This is a genomic window from Pedobacter sp. A2324 (assembly GCF_059693705.1).
In genome coordinates this window covers 528,888-542,557 of the sequence record NZ_JCASSK010000003.1, presented here as the reverse complement: position 1 = coordinate 542,557, position 13,670 = coordinate 528,888, and the positions used below count along the sequence as shown (strand labels likewise).

The following is a 13,670-nucleotide window of genomic DNA, read 5'->3' as shown; positions in this document are numbered from 1 at the left end:
TGAATGAAATGAATAAAGAGATTCATTCAGTGAATGAATAGCAATGGATAAGATTGGTAATCATCCAAAATATAGATTTGTCATAATTATATAATGCGCGAATAAGGCTTGGCCAGATACGCACAAACTACCTAGTAAGTCATCCTAAATTACGCCTGACATGATGAAAACCTTTACCAAACGTTCCTTAACTGGGATACATTGCAAAGCCTTTGCGCTTGCAATCATCATTCTATTAACGCTCTTTCAATCACAATCGTATGCGCAAACTAAAAATTTTGCGACTGTTGTAACTCCAACTGCGGGAAGTGCTACGCATATTGATAACATCAATAATGCAATCAGCACCAGCGATGGCAATTTTGCTACGCTGAATTCGTATGGAGGTGCATTGTTAGGATTAGGGGCATACTCTTCCGGCATTGTGCTGCAGTTCCCGGGTAATATTCCGGCAAATCGTACTACATATGTTCGTATAGATTTTGATGCTTCAGCACTAAACGCATTATTGGGGGGAACGCTTGGCGGTACGCTTGCCAATGTTATTGGCGGACTGGTCATCGGCGATCATCGAATCGATATAGCAGCGCAAAACTCATCAGGCACCACTGTTCTTAGTGGAAGTACATTGTCAGGATTCAATAATAACTCGAATATAAAGGTAGTTAAAGATAAAAACGGATTTACCTATATCGCGCTAACACCGAGTGTAACCTATGATAGAATCGTAATCACTGATCTGACCACTGCCGTCGCATTATCTACTACCGGTAAAACAAACGTATATTATGCTTTCAACATTTCAGGAAATGATAATTGCGATGCCAATGTATTTGCCAATTTCGATGAAGAAGGAATTTCACTCGATGCACTGGGCCTGTCAGGATCCCAGAATTTTGAGTTTCAGAACATCATTGACGATGACAGAACAAACTTTTACCGACTCAGCACAGGCGTACTAGGTGTTGCAGCTTCTAAAAGTGTAAATATTTACTTTCCAAATTTATCTGCTACAACAGATAACATTAATATCAGGTTTAAAACGTCGCCTGCATTGTTGAACCTCAATTTGCTAAGTGCTGTTGACATTATTGCCTATAATAACAATCAGGAAGTTTACCGTACAACAGGCGCAAATATCATTGGCCTTGATTTACTGGGTCTTTTCAATAACAATCAGGTGGCTACCGTTCCAATAGCACCAGGTGTGGCTTTTGATCGGGTAACCATCAAATTAAACAATATTGTAAGTGCAAACTTAACGCAATACCTGGACATCTACGGCGTAACCAGAAGTCCGGCATTTCCTACATTTGTCGCGCCAGCCTCCAATGCTATTAATGTTTGCTTCAATTCTACAGCAGCGTTAACGGCTACCACAGCTTCCACCAACCAATTGGTATGGTATGATGTAGCTGAAGACGGAACCGCCTTAGCCGCTACTGCTTATAATGGAACGTTCACCACACCGGCTTTAACAACAAATAAAACCTATTATGTTGCATCACGCAAAATCGGATGTACAAATGAATCCGTTAGGGTTCCGGTAACCGTTACCGTAAATCCCGCAATTGTTTTCAATACTACAACACTGGCCAATGCAACCCCGGGATTTGGATATTCGAAACAAATTACTCCTGCAACCGGTGGTACCGCAGGTTACACCTATACCCTGGCTTCAGGAAGCTCACTTCCCGCAGGATTAACACTTTCATCATCAGGTATTGTTTCTGGTACGCCTACAGTTCCCGGAACTTACAATTTCTCAATAACCGCAACTGACACCAAAAACTGTACAGCTACAGCGACCTACACTTTAGTGGTAACTGGCGCATTAGTGTTAACTCCAGGCAATTTGCCTGATGGGGTAACCGGAACAGTTTATCCAACACAAATCATTCCTTCTGCAACAGGGGGTACCGGTCCATATACTTACACTGCAACTAACCTGCCTCCAGGATTAGCATTTGATCCGACTACGAGGGAAATCACCGGAACACCGACTGTTCCCGGAAACTATACAATTCCTGTAACGGTGACAGATGCAAATGGAAACACGGTTACGTCGAACTATACTGTTAAAATTACAGATCCACTGGTATTGCCGCTGGCAACACTGGCTGATGGTACAACTGGTACTGTTTATACTACCCAGATTATTCCTTCGGCTACAGGCGGTTCAACTCCATATACTTACACCGCCACTGGCTTGCCTCCGGGATTAACATTTAACCCTACAACAAGAGCAATCGCCGGAACACCTACAGCTTCAGGCACCTATACTGTTCCAGTAACGGTAACGGATGGCGATGGAAAAACCATTACTACAAATTATACCATTGTGGTGAACGACCCATTGTTACTTCCATCAGCTACCTTGCCGGATGGAAATGTAGGGGCGGTTTACGCTGCGCAAACCCTTCCTGCAGCTACAGGCGGTGTTGGTCCTTACACTTATGTAGCTACTTCTGTTCCTGCAGGCTTAACATTTGACCCTACAACAAGAATCCTTTCAGGTACGCCTACAGAAGCGGGTAATTACACAATTGGTATAACCGTTACTGATAGTCAGGGTAAAACGGCAAGCAACAGTTATGCTATAAGAGTTGTGGGTACGGTGAATTTACCAACCAGAACTTTGCCTAACGGAGTTGTGGGTACATCTTACCTGCCACAAACACTTCCGGCAGCATCTGGAGGTACTGGTTCATTTACCTATGCGGCAACAGGATTGCCTCCAGGCTTAACATTTAACCCGACAACAAGGGAAATTTCAGGCACACCAACAACTGGCGGTCCTTATACCATTTCTCTTACAGCAACAGATACCAACAACAATAAAGCAACTACCACTTACGCACTTAACGTTACTGTAAATGCGCCGGTTGTAGCATCTGCAACTGTTTGTTCAGGTAGCACCGCTACTTTAACGGTAAGCAATACGCAAGCAGGCGTAATCTATAACTGGTATGCCTCAACCGGCAGTACACCGCTGGTTACCGGAAATACCGGCACCTTCACCACACCGGTTGTAACTTCATCTACCGTGTTTTATGTGGAGGCCGTTTCAGGATCGGCTGTGAGCAGCAGAACTCAGGTTAACGTTTCGGTTAACCCGCCTGCTACACTTGCAACCATTACTACCGCGAATCAGGTAATTAACAGCGGCCAGACCACTACTTTAGCCGCTACGGCCGATGCAGGAAATATCATAAGCTGGTATGCAACTCCAACAGGAGGAACCGCACTTTCAAATGCAAACACTTTCACTACTCCGGTATTAACGGCCACTACAACTTACTACGTACAAACGAACAGCGCTGCAGGTTGTGCCAGTGCAACACGTGTACCGGTAACTGTTACCGTAATCAACAATGGCGGTGGCGCATCGTGTAACGCCGCAGCGAGTCAAAATTCCGGAATTAATGGAATCTGCTTGTTATGTAACATAGCAAATCCCGGCAATTCAACTGATACTGATGCCGCTAACTTCACCCGTATTTCTTTAGCAGTTGGTGTTGGTGCAACAGGATATCAGCAATTAATCTTCCCGCAATCGCTTGCCAGGGTAGCGTCAGACAGCATTCAACTAGATCTTGGCTTACCAGGTGGTTTAGCTGATGTTGGCGTACTGAACAATATTACCGTAACCATATTAAACGGTACCACAGTAGTCAGAACAGTAACCATTAATTCGGGTTTGTTAAACCTAAGCCTGTTGGGTGGTAACCGTTTTACGGCTACTGTTGCGGCTGGTGGTGTTTACGACCGTGTTCAGGTGAGCTTTGCCGCAGTTGTTTCTGCGTTAAGCAGTCTAGATATTTATGGCGCAAGAATTATCTATCCAAACCCAACCATCATTACAGGTGCACAAAGCATTTGTAATGGTAGTACAGCTACTTTCTCCGCAACTCCGGCTGAAAATACCGTACTAACATGGTTTACAACAGCCACCGGCGGAACCGGAACTTCAGGATCAACTTTCACAACACCTGCTTTAACAGCAACAACTACTTTTTATATTGAGGTTAGCAAAAACGGCTGTCCGAACCCAACCAGAATTCCCGTAACAGTTACGGTAAACCCGGCAATTGTATTTGCCGGCAGCACCTTAAAAAATGCCACAATTGCATCACCATATAGTGTACAGCTTCCTGTGGCAACAGGTGGTACCCCAGGTTATACCTATGCGCTTGCTTCGGGTAGTACTTTGCCAGCAGGACTAACCCTATCAACCACTGGGTTGGTAAGCGGTACCCCTACTGCAACCGGAAATCCTACTTTCGATGTTGTAGTAACGGATACTAAAAACTGTTCGGTTACCGCAACATTTACTTTGACTGTAACACCTGCTTTAGCACTTACCCCTGGCGCATTGCCGGATGGTGCAACAGGTACAGCCTATACCACTAATGGTATTCCTGCTGCTACAGGTGGAACAGGTCCTTATACCTATACTGCAACAAACCTTCCTCCGGGATTGGTTTTTAATCCAAATACGAGAGAAATTACCGGAACACCAACACAGGTTGGTAACTATACAATCCCGGTTACAGTAACTGATGCAAATGGTAATATCATTACATCTAACTATACTTTAAGCGTTGTTGATCCTTTGGCATTGCCACCAGCAACCTTAGCGAACGGAACAACAGGAACTGTTTACACTACGCAGATTATTCCTTCTGCAACAGGCGGAACTGTTCCTTATACTTATACAGCAACAGGTTTGCCTCCGGGATTAACGTTCAATCCAACAACCCGCGAAATTACCGGTACGCCAACTCAGGCAGGTACTTATACTGTTGCCGTTACGGTTACAGATAATAAAGGCAGAACTGCTGCTAACAATTACACCATTTCGGTAGCCGATCCTTTGAGTTTACCTAACGCCACTTTACCTGATGGTATGGAAGGCAACGTATATGCCACACAAACTTTGCCTTCGGCAGTAGGGGGTGTTGGTCCTTTTACTTATGTGGCTTCTAACCTCCCTCCAGGATTAGCTTTCAATGCTGCAACAAGGGAAATCACAGGTACACCAACTCAGGCGGGTAATTACTCCATTGGTTTAACGGTAACTGATAGTCAGGGCAAAACAGCAAGTAATAACTACGGCCTGCGGGTTATAGGGGTGCTATCTTTACCTGGGGCTACATTGCCGAATGGTATTGTAGGTACTTCTTATCCAACTCAAACACTACCAGCAGTAACTGGTGGCACAGCTCCGTACACCTATCTGGCCACAGGCTTACCTCCGGGATTAAGCTTTAATACAGCCACCAGAGAGATTACTGGCACACCAACGTTAGGTGGAACTTATACCATTTCGTTAACTGCAACAGATGCAAACGGAAATAAGGCAACTACAGCCTATGCATTAACTGTAACGGTGAATGCACCAGTTGTGGCTGCGGCGACAGTATGTTCAGGCAGCCCGGCTACCTTGAGCGTAAGCAACTTACAAGCTGGTGTTACTTATAACTGGTACGCTTCTACAGGAAGTACACCTTTGGTAACCAACAATACCGGCGTTTTTGTTACGCCAGCTGTAACAGCACAAACGGTGTATTATGTTGAAGCTGTTTCGGGAACTGCTGTGAGTTCAAGAACAGCGGTTACAGTTTCTGTAAATCCTGCTGCGAATCCAGCTACGGTTACTACCAACAGTCAGGTAATTAATGCGGGACAAAGCACTACTTTAGTGGCCACGGCCGACGCAGGAAACACCATTTCCTGGTATGCTGCTCCAACCGGAGGAACGGCTCTGGCAACAGGTGGTTCATTTACTACTCCGGCATTATCCACTACTACTACTTATTATGTTGAAACAACAAACGCATCAGGTTGCCCAAGTGCTACACGTGTTCCGGTTACAGTTACTGTAATTAACGGTGGCGGTGGTACAGCATGTAATGCAGCAAGCAGTCAGAATTCAGGTATTACCGGAATTTGCTTGTTGTGTAATATTGCAGGTGCAGGTAATTCTACAGATGCTGATGCGACTAACTTTACCAGAATTACGCTGGCTGTTGGTGTTGCATCAACGGGATATCAACAACTTATTTTTACCACTCCAGGCGCAGCTACCGATAGCATCCGCTTAGAACTGGCATTGCCAGGTGGCTTAGCTGATGTTGGTTTATTAAGCAATGTCACTTTAAATGTGTTAAACGGAACTACACTTGTCAGAACCGTTCAATTGAACTCCTCACTGCTAAACCTTCAACTTTTATCAGGTAACCGCTTTGCTGCAACCATTGTTGGCGGCGGGGCATTTGATAGGGTACAGGTTAATTTTGGAGGTGTACTTACAGCGCTTACCAGCCTGGATATTTATGGAGCAACTACAGTTTATCCGAATCCAACGGTAACTGCCGGAAATCAAACCATTTGTTCGGGTAGTACGGCTACTTTAACTGCAACTGCTAACGGTGGAACAACACTTGCCTGGTTCGATGCAGCTACTGGCGGTACACAATTGGGTACAGGTGAAACATTCACTACTCCAGCTTTAACCGCAACAACAACTTATTACATAGAGGTGAGTAAAGGTACTTGTGCCAATACCACCAGAGTACCGGTTACTGTTACGGTAACACCTGCGTTGCCAATACCAGTACTGGCTACAATTGTGAATGTTTGTGCAGGATCTACCGCAACTTTATCGGTTCAAAATCCTGATGCAGCCATAACTTACAGATGGTATGATGCGGCAACAGGCGGTACTTTGGTTTACACAGGACCGGTATTTATCACACCTGCTCTTTTAGCCAATACGACTTACTATGTTGAAGCTGCGCAAGGAAATTGTACAAGTGCAGCCCGTGCGGTTGCTGCGGTTACCGTTAACCCTCGTCCGGCGCTCCCTGTAGTAAGTGCAAACGCCTCTACAGTAAGTCCTGGTCAGTCTGCAATTATCACGGCAACTTCTGCTGATGCAACCAATACGTTAAACTGGTACAGTTCGGCAACTTCAACAACGCCGATATATACTGGTACCACATATGTAACGCCGCCATTAACCGCCACCACAACTTACTACGTGGAAGCAGTTTCAACAAATGGTTGTGCTTCAGCCAGCCGTGTTCAGATTACCATTACGGTTAATGGAAACGGATCTCCAAATCCTGTTCCTTGCGAAGCTGCAACAACACAAACCGGTGGCGTAACCGGAGTGGCTTTACTTGCGGGTGTGTTTAATCCAACATCAGCAATTGATAACGACACACAAACAGCCTCATCATTATTAATGCCGGTAGGTGCTTTAGGTGCCTCAGTATATCAGCGTTTAGGCTTTGGTTCACTTTCAACTGTGGGCGATACTGTTCGTGTACTGGTTTCAACTCCAGGCAAATTATTGTCGCTGGCCTTATTGGGCAATGCATCGGTAACCACATACGTGGGTACCAACAGCAATGGCGATTCGCGATTATTAAATAACAATACCTTAAATGTTCAGTTACTAAGTGGAAATACCCAGGCACTGGTAACTTTTGTTCCAACAAGCGTATTCGACGGGGTAGAGGTTAGGTTAAATTCAGGCGTATTAGGCGCATTAACATCAATAGATGTAAATTATGCTCAGCGCGTACTGGTTGCGCCAACTGTTACATCTTCGAATGTAACATCGTGTGTTGGCTCTACTGCACAGCTCAGTGTGAGCAATCCATCAGCAGGTTTAACTTACCGGTGGTATGATGCCAGCGGTGCTTACCAAACGGGTAAAGACGGTATAGTGTTCACTACGCCAACATTAACAGGCGATACCAGATTCTTTGTGGCAGCTGTGTCTGCAACGGGATGTGTGAGCTATAAAACAGTAGTGAACGTAACTACCAGTCCGGCACCCGTAGCACCAACGCTTTTAAATGCTGCGGTAAATACTTGTCCTAATACTTCGGTTACCCTACAAGTACAAAATCCTGTAGCAGGAATGACCTATAACTGGTATGATGATGCAACCTCAACAACTGTATTGTTTACCGGCGACAGTTTTACAACGCCACTGATTACTGCTAACAGAAGTTATTTCGTAGCAGCGGTTAATGCCTGCGGAACTGCCTCGGCCAGAACAGAGGCTACCATTACTTTAGGAACAATTGATATTCCGGTAATTACGCCTCCGTCTATTACAATCACCTCCAATTCAGTAGCGGTACTAAAAGCTACGTCAAGTACTGCAGGTGCCACCATTACCTGGTACGAACAGGCGAATGGAGGTGTGCCGGTATTTACTGGTGAAACATTTGTAACACCACAATTAACTGCAACAAAAACTTACTACGTAGAGGCTAGCGTTGCTGGCGGATGTACTGCTACCAGCCGTGCATCGGTTACGGTAACAGTAATTAATCAACCTCCGGTAACTACACCATGCGGTTCAGCAACTACCACTGTTGCCAGCGGAGTAAGCGGTGTTGCGTTACTTGCAGGCGTAATCAATCCGACTTTTGCGGTTGATAATGATGTAAACACAGGTTCTAGTCTGGTTATTCCGGTAGGCGCTTTAGGTGCTTCCATTTATCATCAGGTTGGCTTCCCTGGATTATCAAATGTTGGCGATACCTTAAGGGTAAAAGTTACTGTGCCAGCACAATTGTTATCAGTTGCGCTTTTACAAAACCTAACGGTAACCACTTTCCAGGGCAACACCAGCAATAATGATGTAACTTCGATCTCTAACCCTCTAATTACATTAAACTTATTAGGCGGTGGAAATTCTGCCATCTTAACCTACATCCCAACAAGCAGATTTGATGGTGTAGAATTAAGACTAAGCTCAGGCATTTTAGGTGCCTTGACTTCGGTTAACTTCGATTATGCACAAAGAACCATCACCAAGCCAACTGTGGCGGCAGCAACAGCAAGTGCTTGTCAGGGATCTTCAGTAACCTTAAGCGTATCCAATCCTCAGGGAGGAATTACCTATAAATGGTACCTCGGAACTACCTACCAGGCTGATGGTATTACTTATACCACCAACCCGGCATTAGCTGCAGGAACTTATACCTTTAATGTAACTGCAACAGCCAATGGTTGTGAGAGCCCTGCAACTCCAGTTGTAGTAACGATTTTACCTCCGCCGGCAACTCCGATTGCGAGCACAACAAATCCGGCTTCTACCTGCGTAGGATCATCTGCAACATTAAGTGTTCAGGCCGTTGCAGGTGTTACTTATAACTGGTACGATGCAGCTACCGGAGGAAACATGCTGGTAAATAACAACAGCAGTTTTACTACCTCTGCATCCCTGCTACCTGGCGTATATGATTACTACGTTGAAGCGGTGAGCGGCAGTAGCTGTTCAAATCCAACACGTACAAAAGTTTCTATCACTGTAAATCCAGCGGCTTTAGCATCTGATATTACGGTAACTGGTGGAACAACATTGTGTGCATCTGGAACTACTACATTAACTGCAAGCAGCAGCACAGTAACCAGTCCGGTATTTACATGGTACACTGACGCAGCCTTAACACAGGTTGCTTTTGTAGGCGCAGTGTTCAATACACCTGCTATAACTGCAACAACACGTTATTATGTAACCGTTAGCGGCACCAATAAATGTGCGAACACACCTGGTAATGCTAAAGAAATCATTGTTACGGTGAATCCGGTAGCAGTGGCTGCTGATATCAGCGTAACAGGCACCAGTACGGTATGCGGGGGCGCAACAGTAAGCTTAACTGCAACCAGTACAACGGTAACGAATCCGGTATTCAGCTGGTACAGCACAGCCGATTTGTCTACTAAAGTATTTACAGGTCCGGTGTTCGTTACACCAAACTTAACTACTACAACAACTTATTATGTAACAGTAAGTGGAACCAATAAATGTGAGAATACAGCTGCTACCGCACGGGCAATTACCATTACGGTTAATCCTATCGCAACGGATGCTGATATCACTGTGAGTGGACCAACCTCAATTTGTACAAGCTCTACAGCAGCCTTATCTGCCGGAAGTACAACAGTGGTTAATCCGGTATTTACCTGGTATAGCAATGCAGCTTTAACAACTGTTGCCTTTACCGGACCAAACTTCACAACTCCAGCTTTAACAGCTAACACCACTTATTATGTAACTGTTAAAGGCGATAATAAGTGTGAAAATACACCGGCTACAGCCAAAGTTGTAACAGTAACCGTTAATCCGGTTGCAGTAGCTACCGATATTGCGGTAAGCAACGCTCAGATCTGTTCAGGTTCTACCGTGTTGCTGATGGCGTCAAGTACTACTGTTACGCAGCCGGTATTTACCTGGTACAGTGATCCTTCGTTAACCGTTCCGGTATTTACGGGTCCAACCTTCACCGTTACAGGTTTAACTACTACCACAAATTATTATGTAACCGTAAAAGGCAGCAACAAATGCGAAAGCAATGCTGCAACTGCTAAAATGGTAACCGTTACGGTTAATCCACTAGCTGTTACCACTGATATTATCGTAAATGGCAGCACTACAGCGTGTGCAGGCTCAACAGCGGTATTGTCTGCAACATCACCAACAGTTACCAATCCGGTATTTACCTGGTATAGCGATGCTGCACTGACTAATATCAGCTTTATTGGTGCAACTTTCACCACTCCTGCCTTAAACAGTACTACCACATACTATGTAACGGTTAAAGGTGATAATAAATGTGAAAATGCACCAGGCACTGCAAGGGTAGTCACCATAACAGTAAGTCCGGTTTCGACTGCCGCCGATATTACTGCTGCCGATGCAACTGTATGTGCAGGATCAACAGCAACACTTGCTGCCAGTACAACAACAGTAACTAACCCAACCTTCACCTGGTATAGCAATGCGGCTTTAACAACAGTGGCATTTGTAGGGCCAACCTTCATTACCCCTGCTTTAACCAGCACTACTACATATTATGTAACAGTTAAAGGCGATAATAAATGTGAAAATACAGCCATTACTGCCAAGGTTGTCACTGTAAATGTGAATCCAGCTGCGGTACAAGCCGATATAACCTTGTCAACTCCGGCCACCATCTGCGGATCAGGAACAGCAGTAATCAACGCAAGTTCTACCACAGTTACCAGCCCGGTATTTACCTGGTACAATGATGCATCACTAACGAGTGTTGCCTTCACTGGACCGATATTTACCACTCCGAGCTTAACCACTACCACTACATATTATGTAACGGTTAAGGGTGCAAATAAATGTGAAAACTCAGCTGCTGATGCAAAAGCGGTAACGGTAACCGTTAATCCGGTTGCGGTAGCAACAGATATCACGGTAAGTGGTTTAACTGCAGTTTGTGCAGGTTCTTCCGCGGTATTAACTGCTTCATCTACCACAGTTACCAGTCCGGTATTTACCTGGTATAGCGATGCAGCCTTAACTACTGCTGTGTTTACAGGAGCAGTGTTCACCACGCCGGTACTAACAACCAATACTACTTACTATGTAACTGTAAAAGGAAGTAACAAGTGCGAAAATTCTGCCGCAACTGCAAGAGCGGTAAGCTTAACCGTAAATCCGGTTTCAACTGCGGCCGACATTACTGCAGCGGATGCAACGATTTGCGCAGGCAGCACCGCAACCCTGGCAGCAAGCTCAACAACAGTAACCAGTCCGGTATTCACCTGGTATACTGATGCCGCTTTAACAACGGTAGCCTTCGTAGGTCCAACGTTCATTACACCAGCGTTAACGACTACGACGAAATATTACCTAACTGTAAAAGGTGCCAACAGATGTGAAAATTCTGCGGCAACGGCCAAAGTAGTAACCGTAAATGTAAATGCAGGCGCAGTTCAGTCAGACATTACATTGTCGGCCCCTGCTACCATATGCGGATCGGGTACGGCGGTAATCACTGCAAGTTCAACAACAGTAACCAGTCCGGTATTTACCTGGTACAATGATGCTTCATTAACCAGTGTAGCTTTCACCGGCCCTGTATTTACTACGCCAAACCTAACCACCACAACTACATACTATGTTACGGTTAAGGGCGCTGATAAATGCGAGAACACAGCGGCTAACGCTAAGGCGGTAACGATTACGGTGAATCCGGTAGCCGTGGCCAGTGATATTGCAGTGAGTGGTTCGACGACCATTTGTACCAACTCCACAGCAATACTAACGGCTTCATCTACAACAGTAACCAGTCCGATATTTACCTGGTACAGCAATGCAGCCTTAACTACGCCAGTTTTCACGGGCGCAGTATTTACAACACCTGCATTATCAGCCATTACCACTTATTATGTAACTGTTAAAGGAAGTAACAAGTGTGAAAATACACCGGCAACAGCACGTGTGGTAACTATCACCGTTAATGCTGCTCCAAATAATCCGGTAGTTGCAACAAATGGCACTAACATCTGTGCAGGCGATGCGACTACTTTAACCATTAGCAATGCACAAACGGGCGTAACTTACGAATGGTACAGTGCAGCTACAGGCGGAAACTTATTGTTCACCGGAACCAGTTATACCACTGGTGCTTTAACTGCAAATACAGATTTTTATGTAATTGCAATCGGAGCGGGTGGCTGTAACAACAGCGGCGGCAGAGTAAAAGTAACCGTAACGGTGAACGTTAAACCAACGGTACCAACGGTTGCCTCTACAACAGTAAATGTTTGTACAGGAAGTCCTGCCATATTAACCGTAACAAATCCGCAAACCGGAGTTACCTATAACTGGTACACTACGGCTACTGGAGGCACAATTGCAGGTACGGGCATAAACTTTACCACTCCTGGTATCACTGCAAACATTACCTATTATGTAGAAGGTACTAACGGATCATGTACATCAGCCACAAGGACACCGGTAAATGTTGTAGCCCTGCCGGTTCCGGTAGCACCAGCTTCGGTAACGGCAGCAAACGGTACACTTTGTTCGGGCAGTTCTACTGTGTTAACTGTAAATAACCCAATAACAGGCCTTGTTTACAGATGGTATGCAGCAAGTTCAGGAGGCAGCATTCTGGCCGAAGGTACAACCTTCACCACACCAGCTTTAACTGCTACTACAACTTATTATGTAGAGAGCATTGCAGTAGGCGGTTGTGCGAGTCCTACGAGAACAGCAGTAACCGTCACTGTACTTCCAGTGCTTGATAAACCAGTTGTTTCAGTACAAACCACCACGGCCAATAGTATCGTGTTTGCATGGCCTGCGGTAAACGGTGCCACTGCTTATGAGGTATCGATTGATAATGGCCTTACCTGGATTACACCAGGCGGTGGCGCTACAGCCACTTCTTATACGGTACTTGGTTTAAAACCTGATCAAAGTGTAACGATTATCGTAAGGGTAAAAGGTCAGCTTGATTGTCAAACCAGCACATCTGCTGCAGTTACCGGGAAAGCGACTAATCCGTTTGGAAATGAGGTGTATATCCCGAATGCATTTACGCCAAATAACGATGGAAAGAATGATACGTTCATGATCTATGGTACCACCATAGCAAGTGCAAAAATGACTGTGTATACGCAATGGGGTCAGTTGATTTATCAAACTGATAACATGAATGCAGGATGGGACGGAACTTTCAAAGGTGTAAATCAGCCAATCGGAGTATATGTATACATCGTTGATGTTACCTTTAAAGATGGTACAACGACAATGAGAAAAGGAACAGTAACCCTAATTAGATAATGGAAAGCATTGAGTGCACTTTGCGCGTCAGAAG

The 13,670-nt window shown here is 45.1% G+C and carries 1 protein-coding gene; it reads left to right on the top strand.

What is annotated here, in order from left to right; translation table 11 throughout:
• The first annotated feature begins 160 nt into the window (after positions 1 to 160).
• A complete protein-coding gene (locus tag AC570I_RS11555; RefSeq protein WP_497405547.1) occupies positions 161 to 13,636 on the top strand; it encodes an Ig-like domain-containing protein in 13,476 nt (4,491 codons plus the stop codon).
• Positions 13,637 to 13,670: the final 34 nt, after the last annotated feature.

Excerpts from the sequence above, each read along its gene's own strand:
- AC570I_RS11555 (WP_497405547.1), top strand. The coding sequence starts at position 161 with ATGATGAAAACCTTTACCAAACGTTCCTTAACTGGGATACATTGCAAA.